A 22,983-nucleotide genomic window follows, 5' to 3' on the forward strand; every position below is an offset into this window, starting at 1 on the left:
AACCGGACGGCGCATCGGCGCGTTGTCTTCCCGATCCCTGCGGAAATTTGCGCCGGAGGGATCGCCGCAAGGCACCCCGCAGTGCACCCCCGGAGGACGCGTGATGACTGAGATTCCCCAGATTGATGTGGACAGCACGGGCCGCGCCCCGCTTTCCGCCAGTGTGGACCAGCGCCGCGCCGATGCGCCCCGTGTGGCGCCAGGCATCCGCGCACTGCCGAATAATTACCGCACCGTGTTCCATCACCAGATGGAAGCCGACCCGCAGGTGATGCTTGCGCTGTTCGACCTGGAGGACGCGGCCACTCTCGCCGAAGTGATCCGCGACCAGTCGCAAAGCGTGCTGCGCGCGGCCCGGCAGCTCAAGCGCGAGGCCGAGGTGATGACGGATGTGCCCATGCCACCGCTGCTGCGGAACATCGGCCTCGAAAACCTGCCGGCCTTCCCCAGAGACATGCTGGACGATTATTTCCGAGCGGTGCAAATAGAGGCCTAACGCAGCCCCAGCCTGGAGCTCCAACGTGCAGCGCCCTGTCGCCGTCCTCTTCTTTTGCGCGCTCGTCCTCGCGCCAGCCTCGGCTTTCGCCGACCCCATCACCCCCGCCCAGGACAAGCCCGGATCGGTGCTGAAATATCAGCGCCTCGGCCCGGACGACCGCCAGGCGACGCTTGAAGCCTTCACCGGCGCCAAGCTTGCCAACCTGACCGCCTTCGACAGCCTCGACGCCTGCACCCTGCGCGAGACCACCGAGTCCGATGCGAGCCGGGCCAAGCTCGGCAAGACCATCGCCGATTGCCAGAAGGAACTCGGCAAGTAGGCTTTCTCCGCCTTGGCGGGGAAAAGGGCGGGCGCACTCTGCCAATGCGCCCTGCAAATGCACTGCGCTAATGGCCGGGCGTGCTGCCGAACAGGCGCCACCGCTCGGCCCACAGCACCGCCACCATGGCGAGCGCGCCGAGCACGAAATAGCCGAGGCCCAGCGGCAGGACGGTGCCATCGAACGCGCGGCCCACGCCCATGCCCAGCAAGGCTCCCATCAGCGTCGTGTAGAAGCCGAGGAACGACGAGGCGGTGCCCGCCACCGCGCCGAGCGGCTCCATGGCGATGGAATTGAAATTCGGCACCGTCAGCGCGAACAGCGCCTGATTGAGGCCCACCAGCACGCAGAACAGCAGCACCGGCGGGCGCCCCTCGAACCCCAGCGCCGCCCCCACCTGCAACGCGCCCACCACGGTGAAGCCGCAGAGCCCGAAATGCGACAGCCGCCGCATGCCGATCCGGTTCACCAGGCGGGCATTGATGAAGGACGCCACCGACATCACGCCGGCGATGGCGGCGAACGCCAGCGGGAACAGCCGGCCGAGCTGGTAGACCTCGGTCTCGAAGATCTGCTGCGAGGAGCCCACATAGCCCATCAGGCAGCCGAGCATCAGGCCCATGGCATTGGCATAGCCGAACGCCCGGCGGTTCGTGACCGTCATCCGCAGGCCGGCGAGGATCGCCCGCACGGAGAAGGGCACGCGATATTCCGGATGCAGGGTTTCCGGCATGCGCAGCGCGAACCAGGTGGCGAGCACGAGGCTCAGCAGGAGCATGGCGCCGAAGATCACGTGCCAATTGCCCAGCAGCAGGATCACCCCGCCGGCGGCCGGCGCGAGGATGGGCACCACCAGGAACACCATCATGGCGAACGACATGACGCGTGCCATATCGCGGCCCTGGAAGCGATCGCGCACGATCGCCACCGACAGCACGCGGGCGGCCGCGCAGCCCATGCCCTGGACCGCGCGGGCGAACAGCAGCGTGTTGAAGCTGTCCGCCGTCATAGCGATCACGCAGCCGGCGCAATAGATCGCCAGCCCGATCATCAGCATGCTCTTGCGGCCGAACACGTCCGACAGCGTGCCGAACACGATCTGCATCACCGCAAACCCGATCAGATAGGCCGAGATGACGAGCTGGAGATCGTTCGGGTTGGCGACCGCGAAATAATGATGGATGGGCTCGAAGGCGGGCAGCAGATTGTCGATGGAGAAGGCGGTCAGCCCCATCATGAGGGCGATAATAGCGACGAATTCGATGAAGCCGGGTGCCGGTGCGCCCGGCCGGGCCGGGTCGCTGTTGCGCTTCGTCATGGGAAAATGGCTCGAAATCGCGCCGGGAGACGGCGCAAGGGGAGGGCGTTGCGCCCGCTTCTAGGCGATCGCTGCGGGGAGCGCCCGCACTTTATTGTGTCAACCCAGCGCCGCCCCGGCGATTCCCCTTCTGCCCTCGTTCAGCGTGTCGTGCCGCGCAGATCCGCCTCCAGCTGGGGCCGGGCGGCGCCGCCGAAGCGCTGCTTGTAGACTTGGTAATTCTCCATCACCCGCTGCACGTAATTGCGGGTCTCGGAGTAGGGAATGCACTCCACCCAGTCCACCACGTCCACGTCCGGGTCGCGCGGATCGCCATAGCGCTCGATCCATTTGCGCACGCTGCCGCGCCCGGCATTATAGGCGGCGAACACCAGCACATAATTGCCGCCATAATTGCTCACCAGCTCGCCAAGCTCGGCCGCACCGAACTGGACATTGTAGGACTGGTCGCTCATCAGCCGCGCCTCGCTATAGGGCGCGCCGGTCTGCTTGGACACCTCGCGGCCGGCGGCGGGCGTCACCTGCATATAGCCCATGGCCTTGGCGCTGGAGAGCGTGCGCGGGTTGAACTGGCTCTCCTGCCGGGCCACCGCATAAATCACCGCCTTGTCCACCGGATTGCCGATGGAGGTATAAGAGGGCAGGCCAAACGTCGGGAAAGAGGCGACATCGAGGGGATGGCCCTCCGCCGAGCCTTCCTTGCCCACCACCATGACGCCGCGCGTGTCGTTATTGGCCTGCGCCAGCTCCGCCACCATGGCGAGATGGGTGGAATCCTCCATCCGCCAGGCGAGGTCGTAATAGATCGTCAGCGGAATATCGCGCTCGCCGATGGCATAGAGCAGGCGGATGGCGCGCACCGGCTCGATGCGGTCGAAGGTGGCGCGGGCATGGGCGGAGCCTTCCGGCTGGCGGCGCAGCGCCACCGGCGGCAGGCCGAGGCGGGCGCGGGACATCTGCCCATAATAGGTGGTGCTGAAGCGGGCCGCTGATTCATAGCGGGCGCGGGCGGTGCCGGTATCGCCCATGGCCTCCGCCGCCCGGCCCTGCCAATAGGCGGCGCGGGCAAGCGTGATCGGGTGCTTCTGCTCGTGCTCCATGCGGGCGAAATGCTGGGCGGCGGTGCGCGGGTCTTTCAGGAAGCGCAGCGCGATCCAGCCGGCGGTGAATTCCTCTTCGGCGCGGTAATTGTCGGCGGTCGGCGTCGCCCCATGGGCGGCGACACGATAGGCGGTCTTGAAATCCCCATTGTCGAGCAGCTCGCGCGCCACGAGGCGGCGCTCGATCCACCATTCGTCCGCATCGCCCACGGCGGCGCGGGTGTCGGGCGCGCTCAGCAGCGCCTGGGCGGCCTCGGCGGGACGATCCGCACGTCGGGCGAGCTGGGACTTGGCAAACAGATAGGCCGGATCGTTGCCGAGCGTGAACGGCACCGCCGCCAGCAGCTTGGCGCCGTTCGGGTCCTTGCGGGCGATGGCGAGGCGGGCCTGGGTGAGGGCCACCACATCGCTGCCCGCGCGGGCAGCGGCGCGCATGGCGCGGTCGGTATCCGGCTTGTAGCTGAAGGTGTCGGCGCGCGCCTTATGGTCGGCACGGGTGAGCAAGGTGCCGAATTCGGTCATGACCGTCTTTTCGACCGATTCGCTCAGATCATCCTCGCGCCACGCCTCGCGCACCAAGGCGGCCGTGGTGGTGCGGTCCCCCGAGGCGGCGAAGGCGCGCGCGAGCGCGATCTTGCCTTCGCCCGAAAGCGGGTCGGCCTGCGAGAAGAAGGCGCGGATCACGTCGGGACTGCGATTTTCCACCAGCAGCATCCGTTCCGCGCGTCGGCGCAACGTGCTCTGGGTTGGCCAGCCGGGCTTGTCCTTGAGAAAGGCGTTGATGCCGTCGAAGCCGATGTCGTTCGGCGCATTGCGGATGACCAGCCAGGTCACAAGGCTGCGGGCCACCGGATCGTTCAAGTCCCGCGCCATGGCGAGGGCCTGGGTGCCCTGCCCGTTCTTGGCGGCGGTGACGGCCGAGCGCAGCTGGCCAAGCTCGCCCGAGAGCGAAACCGCCGGCGCGCCAGCGGACGCGGAGGTGCGCGCGGCGCTCGCCGGCTTGGCATGGGGTTTGGCGGCGGTCTTCTTAGAGTCTGTTTTCTTGGCTTCGGTTTTCTTGGAGTCTGTCTTCTTGGGGTCCGATTTGGCTGCGGCCGGCTTCGCCGTCGGCTTGGCGGGTGCGCTCTTCGCGGGCTTGGGGTGCGGCGAATCGGTGGTGTCGGATGCGGCCATCACCGGCGCGGTCCAGGCGAGCGCGATCGCCAGGGCGGTGCGGGAGATCAGGCGGTGGGCAGGCGACATATTCGTTCCTCACGTCCTGGCTGGGGCTCGGGCGAGCCTGTTGCCGTGCGACCGTGTTCGAGGCCGGATGTTCCGCCCTATTGTTCGCCATGTGCCTTGACGAAATGCTAAGCAGCCCCCGCCGCAAATTTCACGCGCCCACCAGCCTCACGAAACCGGCAAAACGAGGGCCGAAGCCCGCGCAACCCTTTCCGGCCGGCTCGCAACAGTTTATCTGATGCGATCCGCCCGCCGAAATCAGGTGTGCGCGAATCGTGATTCACAACAAGGCACCTGCCATGTCCTCCTCTTCGTCCCTGCCGCACTTCCGGGGTCAGTTCACGGCCCTGGTCACTCCTTTCCGGGATGGTGCGCTGGATGAAAAAGCGTTCCGCGACTTCGTCGATTGGCAGATCGCCGAAGGCATCGACGGCCTGGTTCCAGTCGGCACCACGGGCGAGAGCCCGACGGTCAGCCACGCGGAACACAATCGCGTGATCGAGATCTGCGTCGAGCAGGCGAAGGGACGCGTCCCGGTCCTGGCCGGTACCGGCTCCAATTCCACCGAGAGCGCGGTCGAATTCTCGCGCCACGCCGAGAAGGTGGGCGCCGACGCCTTGCTGGTGGTGACGCCTTACTACAATAAGCCCACGCAAGAGGGCCTGTTCCAGCACTTCAAGGCGATCAATGACGCGGTGGGCCTGCCGATCTTCATCTATAATATTCCGAGCCGCTCGGTGATCGACATGTCGGTCGAGACCATGGCGCGGCTGTATGAGCTGAAGAACATCGTCGGCGTGAAGGATGCCACCGCCAATCTGGCGCGCGTGTCCCAGCAGCGCCTGACCCTCGGGGCGGATTTCATCCAGTTCTCGGGCGAGGACGCGACCGCGCTGGGCTTCATGGCCCATGGCGGCCACGGCTGCATTTCGGTGGCCTCCAACGTGGCGCCGCGTCTCTCCTCCGAGCTGATGGGCGCCTGTATCGCGGGCGACTTCAAGGCCGCCCTGGCGTTGCAGGACAAATTGTTTCCCCTGCACACCGCTCTGTTTGTCGAGACCAATCCGGCGCCGACCAAGTTCGCGCTCTCGCTGCTCGGCAAGATGGCCGAGGACGTGCGCCTGCCCATGGTGCCGGTCTCCGAAACCACCCGTGCGGTCGTGCGCAGCGCGATGGCCCACGCGGGCCTCCTGAACTGAGGTTGAGGGACAGCGCGCGGCGGAAGAGGTTCGCTCTTCCGCCGCCGTCCCCAAAAGCAAATGTCAGAAAAAAAGAAGAAAGAACTGCCGCGCAAAGTGGTCGCCGACAATCGGCGTGCCCGCTTCGATTATGAGATCGGCGAGGTCTTCGAGGCCGGAATCATGCTCACCGGCACCGAGGTCAAGAGCCTGCGCAGCGGCAAGGCCACCATCGGCGAGAGCTATGCCGCCGCCAAGAACGGGGAATTGTGGCTCTACAACGCCTATATTCCCGAATATCTGGAAGCCAACCGCTTCAACCACGAGACCCGCCGCCCCCGCAAGCTGCTGATGCACAAGCGCCAGATCGGCAAGCTTGCCCAGGCGGTGGAGCGCGAGGGCATGACCATCGTGGCTATGAAGATCTATTTCAACGAGCAGGGCCGCGCCAAGGTCGAGGTCGCGATCGGCAAGGGCCGCAAGACCCACGACAAGCGCGAGGCGGTGAAGGAACGCGACTGGGGCCGCGACAAGGCCCGCCTCCTGCGCGATCGCGGTTAGGCTGGGCGGGCAGGTCCGCGCCGCAGCTGTATCGCGGCCGTGGCTTTGCTAGGATGGGGCCAATCAACACGCCGGGGCCAGGCAATCCTTGCTCCGGGCAAGACAGGGACGCAGCCGTGGCCGACTGGAGCGAACTTCCCGAAAACCTTCCCGCCCCCGAGGATGATGGCAAGGCAAGCCATCTGCCGGGCCTGGAACTGCCGATCATCCCGCTTCCGGCCACCGACGGGCGGCGGGTGGATCTCTCCTCCCTGTCCGGGCGCATCGTGGTCTATTGCTATCCGCGCACCGGCCAGCCGGATACGCCGAACCCGGAAGGGTGGGACGAAATTCCCGGCGCGCGCGGCTGCACCCCGCAGAGCTGCGCCTTCCGCGACCATTTCGAGCAATTGATCGAGGTGGGGGCGCACCATGTGTTCGGCCTCTCCACCCAGGATACCGACTACCAGCGCGAAGTCGCCGAGCGGCTCCATCTGCCGTTTCCGCTGCTGTCGGACCACGCGCTGGAATTCACCCGCGCGGTGGACATGCCAACCTTCACGGTGGACGGCAAGGTGCTGCTGAAGCGCATCACCCTGATCATCGAGGACGGCGTGGTGGAACACGTCTTCTACCCGGTATTCCCGCCCCATGAGAACGCCGGCAACGTGCTCGAATTCCTGCGACGTCACGTTTCCAGCTAGGAAATCTCGGCGCTCGCCAGATAAGACCTTGCCGCGCGGAAGACGTCGGCGAACATGGCCGGCGTCAATACGCCCGTATTGGTGTTGTAGCGCGAGCAATGATAGCTGCCGAACAGGCGCAGGGGGCCGATCTGCGCCTGCGCGCCATGGCCGAACTTCACGCGCGACATTTTTTCGCCGAGCGCGGCGACGGTCGAATCATGGCCGATCTTGCCGAGCGCGATGATCGCCTTCAGGTTCGGCATGGCCGCGATGGCGGAATGGAGGAACGGCCGGCAGGTGCGAATTTCCTGCGTGGTGGGCTTGTTCTCCGGCGGCACGCAGCGCACCGCATTGACGATGCGGGCATCGCGCAAGTTTAGCCCGTCGTCGGGGCGCGCCCCGTAAGTGCCCGTGGCGAAGCCGAAATCCAGCAAGGTCTGATAGAGCAGGTCGCCGGCGAAATCGCCGGTGAACGGGCGCCCGGTGCGGTTCGCGCCGCGCAGGCCGGGCGCAAGGCCGACGATCAGAAGCCGGGCATCGTGCGGGCCGAAGCCGGGCACCGGGCCGTTGAACCAGGAGGGCTCGGCCGCGCGCCATTGATCGCGAAACGCCGCGAGGCGCGGGCACAGGGGGCAATCATGCCCCGGCTGGCGTTCCATGCAGGATCAGGGCTCTTCTGCGTCGGGCAGGGGGGAGCCGCGCCGCTCCAGGAACCGGGGCGTTTCATGCATGCGCCCCTGCCGCTCGGCGGGATCGCGGCCGATCTTCGATTGCAGGTCCACGAGATCCAGGAAAATATCGGCCTGCCGCCGCAATTCGTCCGAGATCAGGGGCGGCTGGGTGGAGACGGTGGACACGACGCTGACCCGAATGCCCTTGCGCTGCAAGGCTTCGACCAGGGAGCGGAAATCCCCGTCGCCGGAAAACAGCACGATATGATCGACATGGCCGGCGAGTTCCATCGCGTCCACGGCGATTTCGATGTCCATGTTCCCGCGCACCCGGCGGCGGCCCTGGGAGTCCGTGAATTCGCGTGCCAGCTTTGTGACGACGGAATAGCCATTATAGTCGAGCCAATCCAGCAGCGGCCGGATGGAAGAATATTCCTGATCTTCGATCAAGGTCGTATAATAAAATGCACGCAGGAGATATCCGCGCGACTGAAATTCCTTCAAGAGGCGCTTATAGTCGATGTCGAAACCAAGAGCCTTCGTCGCTGAATAGAGATTGGCGCCATCAATAAGCAGCGCGATCTTTTCCAGTCCATTCATAAAGGGCGTCCAGAACCAAGAGGGAGAGTGTACAAGCTGGAATGGGTATAAAATGGTAATGGTGACCTTTCTCGGCCAGACTTAAGCGGAGCGCAAGTGAAAAGCCTGCGTGCCCTTGCCGCGTCCCGAGCTTTCATGTAAACAACGCCTCTTCAGACTAATATCCTACCTTATTCTACCGCGCACGAGGGAGTGCCGAGCCCATGGCCCGTGTCACCGTTGAGGACTGCATCGACAAGGTCGACAACCGTTTCGAGCTGGTTCTCCTCGCCGGCCACCGCGCCCGCATGATTTCCTCAGGGGCGCCGATCACCATCGACCGCGACAACGACAAGAATCCCGTCGTTGCCCTGCGTGAAATCGCGGATGAGACGGTGAGCCCCGAGGATCTGAAGGAAGACCTCATCCACACGCTGCAGAAATACACCGAGGTGGACGAGCCGGAACCCGAGACGGTGCCGATGATCGCCTCCAGCGTCGGTTCCAGCGACGACACCGACATCGTGCTCGACCGCATGACCGAGGAAGAGCTCCTCGCCGGCCTCCAGGGCCTCGTGCCGCCCGAGCACAATGACGAGGACGAGGGCTGACCCGCGAGGGCTGAACCCCTTCGCTGCTCTAAGATTTCCGAGATTTTGAACGCGGTCGGCACCTCCCGGCCGCGTTTTTCTTTTGTCCGCTTTCCCTGAGGCGCGACCGACGTCAGAAGCCCACCGCGGTGCCGCGCAGATCGTAGGCGTCCGCCGCCTCGATCTTCACCGAGGTGATTTCGCCCACCCGCAGCGGCCGGCGCGAGGCGATGTGCACGCGCCCGTCGATTTCCGGCGCGTCGCCCTTGGTGCGGCCGATGGCGCCGGAAGGGCCGACGCTGTCGATGATCACCTGCTGGCGCGTGCCCACCTTGCGCTTGAGGCGGCGCGCGGAAATCGCCTGCTGGGTCTTCATGAAGCGGTCGTAGCGCTCGGCCTTCACCTCGTCCGGCACCGGGTCGGCGAGGGCGTTGGCGGGGGCGCCCGCCACCGGCTCGAACTTGAAACAGCCCACGCGATCGAGCTCGGCTTCCTTCAGGAAATCCAGAAGCTCGGTGAATTCCGCTTCCGTCTCGCCGGGAAAACCGACGATGAAGGTGGAGCGCAAAGTCAGGTCCGGCACCGCCGCGCGCCACGCCTGCACGCGCGCCAGGGTCTTTTCCTGGGAAGCCGGGCGCTTCATGCGCTTCAGCACGGTCGGGCTCGCATGCTGGAAGGGAATATCCAGATAGGGCAGCACCTTGCCGCTCGCCATCAGATCCATCACCCGGTCCACATGGGGATAGGGATAGACATAATGCAGGCGCACCCAGGCGCCAAGCTCGCCCAGCGCCTCGGCCAGGTCGAAGAAGCGGGCGGAGCGCTCGCGGTCGCGCCACAGGCTCTCGGCATATTTGATGTCGACGCCATAGGCCGAGGTGTCCTGAGAGATCACCAGCAATTCCTTCACCCCGGCGGCGACGAGGCGCTCGGCCTCGCGCATCACCTCGGCGAGGGGGCGGCTCACGAGATCGCCGCGCAGCTTGGGGATGATGCAGAAGGTGCAGCGATTGTTGCAGCCTTCGGAAATCTTCAGATAGGCGTAATGGCGCGGGGTCAGCTTGATGCCGTGCTCGGGCACGAGATCCAGGAACGGATCGTGCTGCGGCGGCACCGCTTCGTGCACGGCGGCGAGCACGCTCTCATATTGCTGGGGACCGGAGATGGCGAGCACGCTCGGGTGGACCGCGCGGATCTGCTCGGGCTCGGCGCCCATGCAGCCGGTGACCACCACCTTGCCGTTTTCCGCCAGCGCCTCGCCGATGGCCGAGAGGCTCTCGGCCTTCGCGCTGTCCAAAAACCCGCAGGTGTTGACGATGACGAGGTCCGCGCCGTCATGGCCGCGGGAGAGTTCATAGCCTTCGGCGCGCAGGCGCGTGATGATGCGTTCGCTGTCCACCAGCGCCTTCGGGCAGCCAAGCGAGACGAACGAAATGCGAGGCGAAGTCTTCGGCGCGAGTTCGGCCATGGCGCGGGGCGCGTTTCCATCAGTGTCAGGAGCGCCGACGCGTTAAGCGAGGACGGGGGCGGCGTCAATCCCGCGCCGGGACACGAAGACGGGAAGCAGGCGGCGCCGGGCGGGCCCGCCACCGCCCTTTTTGCCCGCCGCCCGCGAAGGCCGAAACATGAGGTGGCATGACGCAGCGGTATCGGCGCGCATGGTCGCAGGAGAGAAAAAAGCTTAACGTACCTCCTTTGATGGCGTAATAGTTGAGTCAGCCAGCCAATCCCCGAAGCGGGTCGCCAGCCAAACCAGCTTTCTTTTTTCTTGCCGGTGAAGCGCGATGACGACACGCGAATTTTCATGCATGCCCCGCGCGTGCGTCCGTTGGGGTTCGATCCTTTCTTTGGTCCTGGCCGGTGCCTTTGCGGCGCCCAGCATGGGGATGGCGCAGCAGCAGCCGACGCCGCAGGCGCAATCCGCCCCGGCGGTGCCGCAAGCGCAGCCCGCCTTGCCCGCGCTCCCTGCATTGCCGGCGCAACCTGCTTTGCCCGCGCAACCTACCTTGCCGGCGGCTCCCGCGAGCCCGGCACCCGCCGCGGCGAACGCCACACCGTCCGCTCCTGCCACTTCCGTCCCTGCCTCACCCGTCCAAGGCACCCCCGGCACCGGCACACCGAGCCCCGCCACGCCTGCTCTCGGCGCGCCCGGCGCCGCGCCCATGGCCACGTCCGCATCGCTCATCCTGCCGCACGATCTTTCGCCGTGGGGCATGTTCATGGCGGCGGACATGGTGGTTAAGGCGGTGATGCTCGGCCTTGCCTTCGCCTCCGTCGTCACCTGGACCGTCGCGGTGGTGAAGGTGCTCGAACTTTTCATGGCGCTGGGGCAGGCCCGGCGCGGCCTGAAGATCCTGCGGCAGGCCAGCGGGCTGCTGCCGGCCGCCGGCGCGCTCGGCACCGCCAAGACCACCACCAACCGCCTGGTGCGCGCTGCCCTGGCGGAGCTTGAGGCCTCGCGCGGCCTTCCGGCGGAAGGCATCAAGGAGCGCGTGGCGATTTCGCTCAGCCGAATCGACGCCTATGCCACGCGCCGCATGCAGGTGGGCACCGGCCTTCTCGCCACCATCGGCGCGACGGCGCCGTTCGTCGGGCTGTTCGGCACCGTCTGGGGCATCATGAACAGCTTCATCGGCATCTCGAAGGCGCAGACCACCAATCTCGCCGTGGTGGCGCCGGGCATCGCGGAAGCACTGCTCGCCACCGCCATCGGCCTGGTCGCCGCCATACCGGCGGTGGTGATCTACAATGTGTTCGCGCGCGCCATCGCCAATTACCGGGCGACGCTGGGGGATTCCTCCTCCGAAGTGCTGCGCCACCTCTCGCGCGATCTCGACCGGCAGGACGCGGGCATCGTGGTGCCGTCCCTGCGCGCTGCGGCGGAGTGAGCCATGGCCGCGAAGCTCGATCTCGGCGGCGACGATCTCGTCGAGAACCACGAAATCAACGTCACGCCCTTCATCGACGTGATCCTGGTGCTGCTGATCATCTTCATGGTGGCGGCGCCGCTCGCCACCGTGGACGTGCAGGTGGACCTGCCGACCTCCAATGCCCAGCCTCAGCCGCGCCCGGACAAGCCGTTGTTTCTCACGGTGAAGAGCGATCTCACCTTGTCACTCGGCAATGACCAGGTGCCGCGCGACGGGTTCGGCCGGGTGCTGGACGCCGCCTCCAACGGCGACAAGCAGCAGCGCGTGTTCGTGCGCGCCGACCGGTCCGTGCCCTATGGCGACGTGATGGAGGTGATGAACCTGCTGCGCAACGCCGGCTATCTGAAGGTGGCGCTGGTGGGCCTGGAAGGCGCCGCGCCCGCGCTTCCGGCGGGTACGCCTGCCGCTCCGGGTGCTGCTGCGCCAGCTGGTGCCGCGCCCGCTGCTCCGGGGGCAGCGCCTGCAATCGCAGCGCCCGCATCCGCCGCACCCGCATCCGCCACGCCAGGGGCAGGGCGGTGACGTCGGTCCACCATCCCCATTTCCACTGGCACCATCCCACGCGCGCCGAGGTTCTGGCCTTCATCGCGCGCTGGGCCTTGGCGGCGCTGGTGATTTTCCTCATCCACGGGGCGCTGGTCTATATCGGCCTCTATTGGCAGCGCGACCAGGAGGGCGACCTTCCGGCCGCCGCCATGGTGATCGAACTGGCCGATCTCGCGGTGTCCTCGCCCTCGGAAACCCCGGACATCGCGCCCGGCCCGCCCATGGTGAAGGCCCCCGAGCCGGTGCCCGATGCCCCCGAGACGCCGGATGATTCGCCCCCGCCGCCCGAGCCGCAGGTGATGGAGAAGGTGGAGGAAGTGTTCGAGCTTCCCCCGCCCCCGCCCATGGCCGAAGTGATGCTGCCCCAGCAGAAGCCGGTGGAGGAGGTGAAGGAAAAGCCGAAGCCGCAGGAAAAGCCCGCCCCGCCGAAAAAGAAGGCCAGCCGCAAGCCGGCGGCGCCGACCACCACCGCCGCGCCGAAGACCGATGCGCCGGAGGCCACCACCGCTGCGGCTCCCGCCATCGGTGCCTCCTCCGCAAGGTCGGCGGCACAGGCGACATGGCGCGGGCAGCTGATGGCGCATCTCAACCGCTATAAGCGCTACCCCTCCGATGCCAATGGCGACAAGGGCATGGCGCGCCTGCGCTTCACCATCGACCGTTCGGGCCGGGTCGTATCCGCGAGCCTTGCCGGCTCGGCTGGATCGGCCGTGCTGGACCGGGAAGTGCTGGCCCTGATCCACCGCGCGTCCCCGGTGCCGGCGCCGCCGCCGGAAATCGGCGGCAGCACCATCAGCCTTACGGTGCCGGTGAACTTCAACCCGCGCTGAAGCTACGGCGTATCGGGCCGGGAAGGGCGGGCATGCCCGTGCCTCTCCGCCCGCGCCCAACCCGCCGCGCTCTTCCGCCCGCGCGCCCCCGCCGCCCGCGCAGGCCAGCCGTGCCGGAAAGGTGGGGCGCGGCTTTGGACTTGGCCGCCACCCTGTGCTAAGCGACCACCCCTGCCCAAGTTCGCGCCAGCCGTGCCGCGAGCCGGCGCAGCGAAACCCTCGGAGACCACCTTCATGGCCTCGCTCGACGCGAACCGCGCCTCCGTCACGGAGGATCTGAACCGCTTCTTCTCCGCGCCGCTCTCGGAGAGCGATCCCGAGATCGCCGCCGCCATCACCGCGGAGCTCGGTCGCCAGCGCGAGGAAATCGAACTGATCGCATCCGAGAACATCGTCTCGCGCGCGGTTCTCGAAGCCCAGGGTTCGGTGCTCACGAACAAATATGCCGAAGGCTATCCCGGCAAGCGCTATTACGGCGGCTGCCAGTTCGTGGACGTGGCGGAAAATCTCGCGATCGACCGGGCGAAGAAGCTGTTCGGCTGCGGCTTCGCCAATGTGCAGCCCAATTCCGGCAGCCAGGCGAACCAGGCGGTGTTCTTCGCCCTGATGCAGCCCGGCGACGTGTTCCTCGGCCTCAATCTCGCGGCCGGCGGACACCTGACCCACGGCTCGCCGGTGAACATGTCCGGCAAATGGTTCACCCCCGTCCCCTATGGCGTGCGCCAGGACGACCAGCGCATCGATTATGACGAGGTCGCCAAGCTCGCCGACCAGCACAAGCCCAAGGTGATCGTCGCCGGCGGCTCGGCGTACCCGCGCATCATCGATTTCGCGAAGATGCGCGCCATCGCCGATTCGGTGGGCGCCAAGCTCATGGTGGACATGGCGCATTTCGCCGGCCTGGTCGCGGGCGGCGCGCATCCGAGCCCGTTCCCGCACGCCCATGTGGTGACCACCACCACCCACAAGACCCTGCGCGGCCCGCGCGGCGGCATGATCCTGACCAATGACGAGGATCTGGCCAAGAAGATCAATTCGGCGATCTTCCCCGGCATCCAGGGCGGCCCGCTGATGCATGTCATCGCCGGCAAGGCGGTGGCGTTCGGCGAGGCGCTCCAGCCCTCGTTCAAGATCTATGCGCAGAATGTGGTGGAGAACGCCAAGGCGCTCGCCGAAACGCTGCGCGGCCACGGCTTCGCCATCGTCTCCGGTGGCACCGACACCCATCTCATGCTGGTGGACCTGCGCCCCAAGCGGCTGACCGGAAAGGTCTCCGAGGCGGCGCTCGGGCGCGCCCACATCACCACCAACAAGAACGGCATTCCGTTCGATCCCGAAAAGCCGTTCGTCACCTCGGGCGTGCGTCTCGGCACGCCGGCGGGCACGACGCGCGGATTCGGGGTGGCGGAATTCCAGCAGGTGGGCCACATGATCGCGGAAGTCCTCGACGTGCTCTCGCAGAAGGGCACGGACGAGGATAGCCTGGTGGAACAGGCGGTTCGCGGGAAAGTGGCCGAGCTTCTCGCGCGCTTCCCGATCTACAGCTGAGCGCGGGGGCGCCGGGGGGCTATCCAACATGCGGTGTCCGTACTGCGGAAGCCTGGACACCCAGGTGAAGGATAGCCGGCCGACCGAGGACAATACGGCCATTCGCCGCCGCCGGGTCTGTCCCGATTGCGGCGGCCGCTTCACCACGTTCGAGCGCGTGCAATTGCGCGAGCTGATGGTGTTGAAGCGGTCCGGCCGGCGGGTGCCGTTCGACCGCGACAAGCTCGCCCGCTCGGTGGAGATCGCCTTGCGCAAGCGGCCGGTGGAGCCGGAGCGGGTGGAGCGCATGCTCTCCGGCCTGGTGCGGCAATTGGAAAGCCTCGGCGACAGCGACATCACATCGCAGACCATCGGCGAATTGGTGATGGAAGGTCTTAAGCAGATCGACGACGTCGCTTACGTGCGCTTCGCCTCGGTCTATCGCAATTTCCGCGAGGCGAAGGATTTCGAGAGCCTGCTCGGCGAATTGTCGAACGACGGCGAGCCCAAAGTTTTCCCAGGCGGGGCCAAGGCTTTCCCAGGCGAGGCGAAGCCTTTCCCCGGCGAGGCGAAAGCGCCGCGCGGCGAGAGCGGGGCGGCCCCAGTGGTCCCCCCGGTACGCGAGGACTGATCCCATGGCAGCCCTTGAGGCGGTCATCTCCCCGCAGGAAGACGAACGCCTGATGGCGGAGGCGCTTCGGGTGGGACAGGAGGGCCTCGGCCGCACCTGGCCCAATCCCTCGGTCGGCGCCATCGTTGTGCGGCAGACGGAGCACGGCCCGAAGATCCTCGGCGCCGCCGGCACCGCGCCCGCCGGGCGGCCCCATGCCGAGCCTCTCGCATTGGCGCAGGCCGGGGAGGGCGCACGGGGCGCGACGCTCTATGTCACGCTCGAACCCTGTTCCCATTACGGACGCACCCCGCCCTGCGCGGACGCTGTGGTCGCCGCCGGCATCCGCCGGGTGGTGGCGGCGATCGAGGATCCCGACCACCGCGTGAAGGGCCGGGGGGTCGCGCGCCTGCGCGCCGCCGGCATCTGGGTGACGGTGGGGGTCGGCGCCGAACAGGCGCTGGAGGACCATGCCGGCCACATCAGCCGCGTCACGCGCGGCCGGCCCCATGTGCTGCTGAAGATGGCGGTTTCCGCCGACGGCAAGGCGGCGCTGCCCGGCCCGCGCCCGGCGGCGATCACCGGGGAGGAGGCGCGCGCGCGCGTCCATCTCATGCGTGCCCATAGCGATGCCATCATGGTCGGCATCGGCACCGTGCTGGCGGATGATCCCATGCTCACCTGCCGCTTGCCGGGCCTGGAAGGGCGCTCGCCGGTGCGTCTGGTTTTGGACAGCGATTTGCGCTTGCCGCCCACTTCCGCCTTGGTGCGCACCGCGCAGGAGGTGCCGGTCTGGGTCATCTGCGCGGAGGATGCCCCGCTCGGACCCGAGCGCGTCCTGGTGGACCTCGGCCTTGAAGTGCTGCGGGTGCCGCGCGCGAGCGACGGGCGGCTCGATCTCGGTGCGAGCCTGCATCTGCTCGGCCTGCTGGGCGTCACGCGCCTGATGGTGGAAGGCGGCCCGCACCTCGCTGCCGCGCTGCTGGATGCAGGCCTCGTGGATGAAGTGGCGCTGCTGCGGGGTGCGGGGACGCTCGGCCCCGATGCGCTCGACGCCGTGCCGGGCCGCGCGCTGGAGCGCCTTTCCGCCCCGGTGGGTTTCGTCGAGGTGGAGCATGCGGACCTTGGCCCCGACCATCTGACGCGGCTGCGCCGGCGCTGAGGCCACAAGGTCCGCCGCCCGCGCCAGACGCAAGGGCGCCATGCGCCGCCGCGCGCGCCCTCGCGAAAAAGGGACGCGATTTTCGCCGCGACATGCTCTAAGGGCGTGACATCTGGCTTTTGCGGCGTGACCCGCAGAGGGAACGGCCCGCAGAGGGATTTGGACGCACACCATGTTCACCGGCATCGTCACCGATCTCGGCCTTCTCACCGAGGTCACCGCGCATCACGAGGTGCGCACCCTCGCCATCGCCTCGGATTATGATCCCGCCGGCATCGCCATCGGCGCGTCGATCGCCTGTTCCGGCGTGTGCCTCACGGTGACAAGCGTGCGCGAAGGCGGACCCCGGCGCAGCCTCTTCACGGTGGATGCGGCGCCCGAGACCTTGGCCATCACCACGGTCGCGCACTGGCAGGCGGGGCGGCGCATCAATCTGGAGCGCGCGCTGGCCATCGGCGCGGAGCTGGGCGGGCATATCGTGACCGGCCATGTGGACGCCATGGCGAAGGTCTCGGCGCGCGAGGATTTCGCCGAGACCACCAAGTTCACCTTCGAGGCGCCGGCGGATCTCGCCCGCTTCATCGCCGCCAAGGGCTCGGTCTGCCTCGACGGCACCTCGCTCACGGTGAATACGGTGGACGGCACTTTCTTCACCTGCCTGCTCATTCCCCACACCCTGGCGGTCACCTCCTGGGGGGGCGTGAAAGCCGGCGACGACATCAATCTGGAAGTGGACCTGATGGCGCGCTATGCGGCGCGACTTGCGGAGTTCCCTCGCGGCGCGTACCCCTCGCGCCCAATTCAGGAGTGATTTGACATGGTCAGCACGCGCAACGAGCGCGCGGGCACCGCGGTGGAGCCGGTTTCCGGCGCGCGGGTGCTCATCGTGGAAGCCCGCTATTACGAGGCCCTGGCCGACGAACTGCTCGCCGGCGCGCGCGCCGCGCTGGAAGCGGCCGGGGTCGCGGTCGAGGTGGTGACGGTGCCCGGCGCGCTGGAAATCCCCATCGCCGCCGAAATCGCCATGGACGGCGCGGAAATCAGCGGCGAGCCCATCGACGCCATCGTGGCGCTCGGCTGCGTGATCCGGGGCGAGACCTATCATTTCGAGATCGTCGCCGGCGAATCCGCGCGCGGCCTCATGGACCTCGGCCTCGCCCATGCGATGCCGGTGGGCAACGGCATTCTCACCGTGGATACCGAAGCGCAGGCCTGGGAGCGCGCGCGCGTCTCCGAGGGCAATAAGGGCGGCGGGGCGGCCGAGGCGGCGCTGAACCTGCTGCGCCTCAAGCGCCGGGTGTCGGAATGAGCGAGACCGCGCCGAAACCCATGCGCAAGAGCCTCGCCCGCCTGGGCGCGGTGCAGGCGCTCTATCAGATGGACGTGGCCGGCACGCCGGTGAACGAGATCTTCGCCGAGTTCCAGAGCCATTGGCTCGGGCAGGAGGTGGAGGGCACGCAATATCCCGACGCCGACGTGACCCTGTTCAAGGACGTAGTGGAAGGCGTGGTCCGCGACCAGCGCACCATCGACCCCATGGTGGACAAGGCCCTCTCCGACGGCTGGCCGCTGCGCCGCGTGGAAGTGGTGCTGCGCGCGGTGCTGCGCGCGGGCGCGTTCGAGCTTTCCTCGCGCCCGGATGTGCCGGCCCGCGTCGTGATCGCCGAATATGTCAATGTCGCCGGTGCGTTCCTCGACCGCGACGAGACCGGCATGGTCAATGCGGTGCTGGACGCGCTCGCCCGCGACCTGCGCGCCAGCGAGTTCGCCCGCAGCGGAACCGATTGAGATGGCCGCGGACGGCGGTTCGGGCGAGGATGAATTCATCGGCCGGTTCTTCCGGCCCATCGCCAAGGATGCCGCCGCGCGCGGGCTGCTGGACGATGCCGCCATCCTCACCCCGCCGGCCGATTGCGACCTCGTCCTGACCAAGGATGCGGTGGTCGCGGGGGTGCATTTCTTTCCCGATGATCCGCCGGCCTCCATCGCCCGCAAGGTGATGCGGGTCAACCTCTCCGATCTTGCCGCCAAGGGCGCGCGCCCGCTCGGCGCGCTGCTGGCGCTGGCCTTGCCGCGCGATGTCACCGGCGCCTGGATGGAAGCCTTCTCCGCCGGCCTCGGCGCCGATGCGGACCTTTATGGCTGTCCCATTCTCGGCGGCGACACGGTGCGCACGCCGGGGCCGCTGACACTCTCCATCACCGCGTTCGGCGCCGTGCCGCGCGGGCGCTTCGTGCCGCGCACCGGGGCCCGGCCGGATCAGGCGATCGTGGTGTCCGGCACCATCGGCGATGCGGCGTTGGGCCTGCAATGGCGGCTCGATCCAGCGCGGCCGGGCTTTGCCGCCCTCGATCCCGCGCATATCGCCCATCTCGCCGACCGCTATCTGCATCCCCAGCCGCGCCTGGCGCTGGCCGGCGCGCTGCGCGACCACGCAGCGGCGGGCATGGATGTGTCCGACGGGCTGGTCGGCGATGTCGCGAAAATGCTCTCGGCCTCCGGCTGCGGCGGGCGGATCTTCGCCGCGCGGGTGCCGCTCTCTTTGGCCGCACGGGCGGCGATTTCCGCCGAACCCGCCCTGTTCGCCACGGCGCTGACCGGCGGCGACGATTATGAGATCGCCGCGACCCTCCCGCTTGCCGAGGTGGAGGCCTTTCTCGCGGCAGCGCGGGAGGCCGGAATTCCCTGCACGGTGATCGGCGAGACGCGGGCGGAAGGCGGGCTGGATCTGCTAGGCCCGGACGGCACTCACATCGTGCTGGATCAGCTGAGCTTCAGCCATTTCTGAGGACCGCCGCAGTGCGGTCGCGCGCGCGCCCTGATCCCGCCATTGCACTGCGGAACCAATCCCCTTGCCCACCGTTAAGCTGCGGCATCGCACTCCCGCACGGAGGCGGGTTGCGGCCCGACCTTCACCTATGAGGCCCGTTCATGCATCGACGCCAGGTCGTCCAGGCCGCCGCTTTTTTTCCGCTGATGGGGGCGCTGGGCGCTTCGTTCTTCGGCGGGTTGGCGGCCAATGCGCAGACCCCGGCGCCGGCGGGCGAGGGCACGCCGTTCGATGCCTATACCGTGCGCCAGCTGGCCCGCGAGCGCGCCGCCAAGCCCTACAAGGCCGGCGACCAGAAGCTGCCGTCCCAGCTCGACAAGCTGAGCTATGACGATTACCGCAACATCCGCTTCAAGCCGGACAAGGCGCTTTGGCGCGGCGAGAAGCTGCCGTTCCAATTGCAGATGTTCCATCGCGGCTTTCTGTTCCGCGACCGGGTGGATATCTCGATCGTCGCCGACGGCAAGGCGCGCCCGCTCGCTTATTCGCCCGATCTGTTCAATTTCGAGCACAATGTCGCAGCGCCCGATCCCAAGGACAATCTCGGCTTTTCCGGCTTCCGCCTGCATGCGCCCATCAACCGGCCGGACTATTTCGACGAGGTCGCCGCCTTCCAGGGCGCGAGCTATTTCCGTGCCGTCGGCAAAGGACAGGTCTATGGCACCTCGGCGCGCGGGCTGTCGGTGAAGACCGGCGATCCGGGCGGCGAGGAATTCCCGCTGTTCGTGGCCTATTGGATCGAGCGGCCGCGACCGGACACGGATTCGGTGGTGGTGCATGCGCTGCTGGACAGCCCGAGCGCGGCGGCGGCGTTCCGCTTCACCATCCGCCCCGGCGATCCCACCGCCATGGCGGTGGAGATGACGCTTTATCCCCGCACCGACATGGAGCAGGCCGGCATTGCGACACTCACCTCCATGTTCTTCTTCGCCCCCAATGACCGCAACGACGTGGATGATTTCCGCCCCGCCGTGCGCGATGCCGAAGGCCTCGCCATCGTCAACGGCCGGGGCGAACGGCTGTGGCGGCCACTCACCAATCCCAAGCGGCTGCAGGTGAGCCAGTTCATGGACTCGAACCTGCGCGGCTTCGGCCTGATGCAGCGCCAGCGCTCCTTCTTTGATTACCAGGACCTGGAGGCACGCTACGAGAAGCGCCCGAGCGTGTGGGTGGAGCCGATCGGCGATTGGGGCGAGGGGGCGGTCCACCTGATCGAGATCCCCACCCGCGAGGAGGTGCATGACAATGTCGTCACCTATTGGCGGCCCAAGGAGCCGCTGCGTAAGGGCGGAGAATATGCCTTCACCTATCGCCTGTATTGGGCCTGGGATCATGCGGAGGCCGCACCGCCCGCGCGCTTCGGCGCCACCCGCAGCGGCGCGGCCAGCGGCGGGCGCCTGTTCGTGGTCGATGTGGTGGGCGACACGCTGAAGGACATGGACATCACCACCCTGCGCGCCGACGTCTCGACCAGCGCCGGCACCGTGAAGGACGTGGTGTTGCAGCCCAACCCCGACATTCAGGGCTGGCGGCTCTCGTTCGTGCTCGATCCGCAGAATGCGGAGCTCGCCGAGCTGCGCGCGCAGATCCTGCGCGACACGGATGTGGTGTCGGAAGTGTGGGTCTATCGATGGACAGCCTGACCGATCGGCGCACTGTTGACCCGCGCGCCGTTCCGGCGGACGCGCCGCCGCACGAGGCCGCTTTGCCCGAGGCGATCGTGCCGGCGCTTCCGCGCGAATCCCCGCTGGCCATGCCGGTGCAGTCGCTCTCGATCCGCCCCCATGTGACGCGCCGGCCCGATACCGCGCCGGCGGGGCTCGCCTGGCGGCGGGTGCTGGTGATCGGCGGCGCCATCGCCATGACCGCTTATGCGGCGTGGGAAATGTATCTGGTGCTCTCGGTGGGCTCGCTCTCCTGGCTGGAAGGCGTGGTGCTGGTGCTGTTCGTGATCCTATTCGCCTGGATCGCCTTTTCCTGCACCAGCGCGCTGAGCGGCATCTTTTCCCTGCTGCATGCCGGCGCCGGGCCGCTCGGCATCGATCCCGACGCGCCCTTGCCGCAGGTGTCCGCGCGCACAGCGCTGCTGATGCCCTGCTACAACGAAAGCCCGGCGCGGGTGATGGCGGGGCTCCAGGCCACGTACGAATCGCTGCTTGCGACCGGGCAGGGGGACAGGTTCGACGTCTTCATCCTCTCCGACACCACCGATCCCGACGTGTGGGTCGCCGAAGAGGCCGGCTATCTCGCTTTGCGCGCGCGCACCGGCGGGGAGGGCCATCTGTTCTACCGGCGGCGGGCGAAGAATATCGACCGCAAGGCCGGCAATATCGGCGAATGGGTCACGCGCTTCGGCGGCGCCTATGAGAGCATGATCGTGCTCGACGCCGACAGCGTCATGACCGGCGATGCCATCGTGCGCCTCGCCGCCGCCATGGAGCAAAATCCGGGGGTGGGGCTGATCCAGACCCTGCCGATCATCGTCGGCGGGCGCACCTTGTTCGCGCGGCTCCAGCAATTCGCGGGGCGGCTCTATGGGCCGCTGCTGGCCCATGGCCTTTCCTGGTGGCATGGCAGCGAAAGCAATTATTGGGGCCACAACGCCATCATCCGCACCCGCGCCTTCGCGCAATGCGCGGGCCTGCCCCATCTGAAGGGCCGCAAGCCGTTCGGCGGACATATCCTGAGCCATGATTTCGTCGAGGCGGCGCTGATCCGACGTGGCGGTTGGGCTGTTCACATGGTGCCGGGCCTGGAGGGCAGCTATGAGGAAGGTCCGCCCTCCCTCACCGACCTTGCGGTGCGCGACCGGCGCTGGTGCCAGGGCAATCTGCAGCACGCCGCCGTGCTGCCGGGGCGCGGGCTCGCCTTCGTCAGCCGCCTGCATCTTCTGACCGGCATAGGCTCCTACATCACGGCGCCGCTCTGGCTGGCCATGCTGACCGCCGGCCTCCTGGTGTCGTTGCAGGGGCGCTTCGTGCCGCCGGATTATTTCCCCTCGCAATTCTCCCTGTTCCCGAGCTGGCCGGCGCAGGATCCGGTGCGCGCGGCCTGGGTGTTCGTCGGCACCATGTCGGTGCTCCTTGCGCCCAAGCTTATCGCCTATGTCCTGATGTTGCTGGATGGCCGACGCCGGCGCGGGTTCGGCGGCGGCATTTTGACGTTTCTCGGCGTGCTGCTGGAAACTCTGCTCTCCGGCCTGATGGCGCCGATCATGATGATCATCCAGTCGGCGGCGGTGGCGAGCATCTTGATGGGCCGCGATTCCGGCTGGCAGCCACAGCGGCGGGATGATGGCTCGGTGCCGCTCGGCGCCCTGTTGCAGCGCTACGGCTTTCATACGCTGCTCGGGATCGCGCTCGGCGTGGTGGCCTATCTGATTGCCGCGCCGCTGTTCTGGTGGATGAGCCCGGTCATTCTCGGCCTCGTGCTGGCGGTGCCGCTGGTGGCGCTCACGGCGCTGCGCGGGGCGGGGACGGGATTGCGCCGGCTCGGCCTGCTCATGGTGCCCGAGGAGCGCACGCCGCCGCAGGTGCTGGAACAGGCAGGCGCCATCGCCGAACGGCTCGCCGTGGAGCTGCGCGAGGGCGAGGCGGTGGCCCGGCTGCGGGGCGATGCCGGCCTGAGGGCGGCGCATCTTGCTTTCCTGCCGGACGGTGGCGCGCGCCGGCGCGGGGATCATTCCCCCGAACGCCTGGTGGCGCGAGCCAAGATCGCCGATGCCGCGAGCCTGCCGGAGGCACTCCGCGCGCTTTCCGCGCGGGAGAAGGCGGCGGCCCTTGGCGATGGCGAGGCGCTTTCCGCGCTGCTGGCCCTGGCGGACCCACACGGCTGAATTCCAGCCCTG

The 22,983-nt window shown here is 67.6% G+C and carries 23 protein-coding genes; 18 read left to right on the forward strand and 5 right to left on the reverse strand.

Annotation, left to right across the window (positions count from 1 at the left end; genetic code table 11):
* Nucleotides 1-103: 103 nt before the first annotated feature.
* Nucleotides 104-496 (forward strand): hypothetical protein, encoded by a 393-nt coding sequence (locus V5G24_RS10585; protein ID WP_394082905.1) that lies wholly within the window; start codon nucleotides 104-106, stop codon nucleotides 494-496.
* 25 nt (nucleotides 497-521) lie between these two features.
* Complete coding sequence (locus V5G24_RS10590; protein WP_394082903.1) at nucleotides 522-818, forward strand: hypothetical protein; 297 nt, start codon at nucleotides 522-524, stop codon at nucleotides 816-818.
* A gap of 67 nt (nucleotides 819-885) precedes the next feature.
* On the opposite strand, the gene V5G24_RS10595 is transcribed toward V5G24_RS10590, so the two are convergent.
* Together V5G24_RS10595 and V5G24_RS10600 are read right to left on the reverse strand one after the other, a co-directional pair.
* Nucleotides 886-2,136 (reverse strand): multidrug effflux MFS transporter, encoded by a 1,251-nt coding sequence (locus tag V5G24_RS10595; protein WP_394082901.1) that lies wholly within the window; start codon nucleotides 2,134-2,136, stop codon nucleotides 886-888.
* Between the two features lie 140 nt (nucleotides 2,137-2,276).
* Nucleotides 2,277-4,478 (reverse strand): lytic transglycosylase domain-containing protein, encoded by a 2,202-nt coding sequence (locus V5G24_RS10600; RefSeq protein ID WP_394082899.1) that lies wholly within the window; start codon nucleotides 4,476-4,478, stop codon nucleotides 2,277-2,279.
* Between the two features lie 278 nt (nucleotides 4,479-4,756).
* Here V5G24_RS10600 and dapA point away from each other — a divergent pair, with 278 nt between their 5' ends.
* The 3 genes from dapA to V5G24_RS10615 all read left to right on the forward strand — a co-directional run bounded on the left by dapA (nucleotide 4,757) and on the right by V5G24_RS10615 (nucleotide 6,879).
* On the forward strand, nucleotides 4,757-5,656 hold the full coding sequence (gene dapA / locus V5G24_RS10605) for a 4-hydroxy-tetrahydrodipicolinate synthase (protein WP_394082897.1): 900 nt from the start codon (nucleotides 4,757-4,759) through the stop codon (nucleotides 5,654-5,656).
* A 60-nt stretch (nucleotides 5,657-5,716) separates the two neighbouring features.
* A complete protein-coding gene (gene smpB, locus V5G24_RS10610; protein WP_394082895.1) occupies nucleotides 5,717-6,196 on the forward strand; it encodes an SsrA-binding protein SmpB in 480 nt (159 codons plus the stop codon).
* A 116-nt stretch (nucleotides 6,197-6,312) separates the two neighbouring features.
* A complete protein-coding gene (locus V5G24_RS10615; RefSeq protein WP_394082893.1) occupies nucleotides 6,313-6,879 on the forward strand; it encodes a peroxiredoxin in 567 nt (188 codons plus the stop codon).
* On the opposite strand, the gene V5G24_RS10620 is transcribed toward V5G24_RS10615, so the two are convergent.
* Together V5G24_RS10620 and V5G24_RS10625 are read right to left on the reverse strand one after the other, a co-directional pair.
* Entirely contained in the window at nucleotides 6,876-7,520 is a 645-nt protein-coding gene (locus V5G24_RS10620; RefSeq protein ID WP_394082891.1) for a uracil-DNA glycosylase, read from the reverse strand. The genes V5G24_RS10615 and V5G24_RS10620 overlap by 4 nt on opposite strands.
* 6 nt (nucleotides 7,521-7,526) lie before the next feature.
* The gene (locus V5G24_RS10625; RefSeq protein WP_348848379.1) at nucleotides 7,527-8,132 is read right to left on the reverse strand and encodes a LabA-like NYN domain-containing protein; all 606 of its coding nucleotides are present in this window, start codon (nucleotides 8,130-8,132) and stop codon (nucleotides 7,527-7,529) included.
* A 203-nt stretch (nucleotides 8,133-8,335) separates the two neighbouring features.
* Between V5G24_RS10625 and rpoZ the strand changes: the two genes are divergently transcribed.
* Entirely contained in the window at nucleotides 8,336-8,722 is a 387-nt protein-coding gene (gene rpoZ / locus V5G24_RS10630; protein WP_394071679.1) for a DNA-directed RNA polymerase subunit omega, read from the forward strand.
* Nucleotides 8,723-8,834: 112 nt separating this feature from the next.
* On the opposite strand, the gene rimO is transcribed toward rpoZ, so the two are convergent.
* Complete coding sequence (gene rimO / locus V5G24_RS10635; protein WP_394082889.1) at nucleotides 8,835-10,169, reverse strand: 30S ribosomal protein S12 methylthiotransferase RimO; 1,335 nt, start codon at nucleotides 10,167-10,169, stop codon at nucleotides 8,835-8,837.
* A gap of 694 nt (nucleotides 10,170-10,863) precedes the next feature.
* Here rimO and exbB point away from each other — a divergent pair.
* The 12 genes from exbB to mdoH all read left to right on the forward strand — a co-directional run bounded on the left by exbB (nucleotide 10,864) and on the right by mdoH (nucleotide 22,971).
* Entirely contained in the window at nucleotides 10,864-11,589 is a 726-nt protein-coding gene (gene exbB, locus V5G24_RS10640; protein ID WP_394082887.1) for a tonB-system energizer ExbB, read from the forward strand.
* A 3-nt stretch (nucleotides 11,590-11,592) separates the two neighbouring features.
* A complete protein-coding gene (exbD, locus tag V5G24_RS10645; RefSeq protein ID WP_394082885.1) occupies nucleotides 11,593-12,153 on the forward strand; it encodes a TonB system transport protein ExbD in 561 nt (186 codons plus the stop codon).
* Nucleotides 12,150-13,007 (forward strand): TonB family protein, encoded by an 858-nt coding sequence (locus tag V5G24_RS10650; protein WP_394082883.1) that lies wholly within the window; start codon nucleotides 12,150-12,152, stop codon nucleotides 13,005-13,007. Before exbD ends, V5G24_RS10650 begins: the two co-directional genes overlap by 4 nt.
* Nucleotides 13,008-13,241: 234 nt before the next feature.
* Nucleotides 13,242-14,555 (forward strand): serine hydroxymethyltransferase, encoded by a 1,314-nt coding sequence (gene glyA / locus V5G24_RS10655; protein ID WP_394082881.1) that lies wholly within the window; start codon nucleotides 13,242-13,244, stop codon nucleotides 14,553-14,555.
* 28 nt (nucleotides 14,556-14,583) lie between these two features.
* A complete protein-coding gene (nrdR, locus tag V5G24_RS10660; RefSeq protein ID WP_394082879.1) occupies nucleotides 14,584-15,165 on the forward strand; it encodes a transcriptional regulator NrdR in 582 nt (193 codons plus the stop codon).
* A 4-nt stretch (nucleotides 15,166-15,169) separates the two neighbouring features.
* Entirely contained in the window at nucleotides 15,170-16,306 is a 1,137-nt protein-coding gene (gene ribD, locus V5G24_RS10665; RefSeq protein WP_394082877.1) for a bifunctional diaminohydroxyphosphoribosylaminopyrimidine deaminase/5-amino-6-(5-phosphoribosylamino)uracil reductase RibD, read from the forward strand.
* A 172-nt stretch (nucleotides 16,307-16,478) separates the two neighbouring features.
* Nucleotides 16,479-17,117, forward strand: a complete 639-nt coding sequence (locus V5G24_RS10670; RefSeq protein WP_394082875.1) for a riboflavin synthase — start codon at nucleotides 16,479-16,481, stop codon at nucleotides 17,115-17,117.
* Nucleotides 17,118-17,123: 6 nt separating this feature from the next.
* Nucleotides 17,124-17,615: a 6,7-dimethyl-8-ribityllumazine synthase gene (gene ribH, locus V5G24_RS10675; RefSeq protein ID WP_394082873.1), complete on the forward strand. Its 492-nt coding sequence runs from the start codon at nucleotides 17,124-17,126 to the stop codon at nucleotides 17,613-17,615.
* Entirely contained in the window at nucleotides 17,612-18,094 is a 483-nt protein-coding gene (gene nusB, locus V5G24_RS10680) for a transcription antitermination factor NusB (RefSeq protein ID WP_394082871.1), read from the forward strand. Before ribH ends, nusB begins: the two co-directional genes overlap by 4 nt.
* 1 nt (nucleotide 18,095) lies before the next feature.
* On the forward strand, nucleotides 18,096-19,094 hold the full coding sequence (thiL, locus tag V5G24_RS10685) for a thiamine-phosphate kinase (RefSeq protein ID WP_394082869.1): 999 nt from the start codon (nucleotides 18,096-18,098) through the stop codon (nucleotides 19,092-19,094).
* A gap of 143 nt (nucleotides 19,095-19,237) precedes the next feature.
* A complete protein-coding gene (locus V5G24_RS10690; protein WP_394082867.1) occupies nucleotides 19,238-20,779 on the forward strand; it encodes an OpgD/OpgG family glucan biosynthesis protein in 1,542 nt (513 codons plus the stop codon).
* Nucleotides 20,767-22,971, forward strand: coding sequence for a glucans biosynthesis glucosyltransferase MdoH (gene mdoH / locus V5G24_RS10695; protein WP_394082865.1), 2,205 nt, complete (start codon nucleotides 20,767-20,769; stop codon nucleotides 22,969-22,971). The genes V5G24_RS10690 and mdoH overlap by 13 nt, the downstream gene beginning before the upstream one ends.
* The last annotated feature ends 12 nt before the right edge of the window (nucleotides 22,972-22,983 follow it).

This window comes from Roseixanthobacter finlandensis, assembly GCF_043195105.2.
In the GTDB taxonomy this organism is placed as follows: domain Bacteria; phylum Pseudomonadota; class Alphaproteobacteria; order Rhizobiales; family Xanthobacteraceae; genus NCEH01.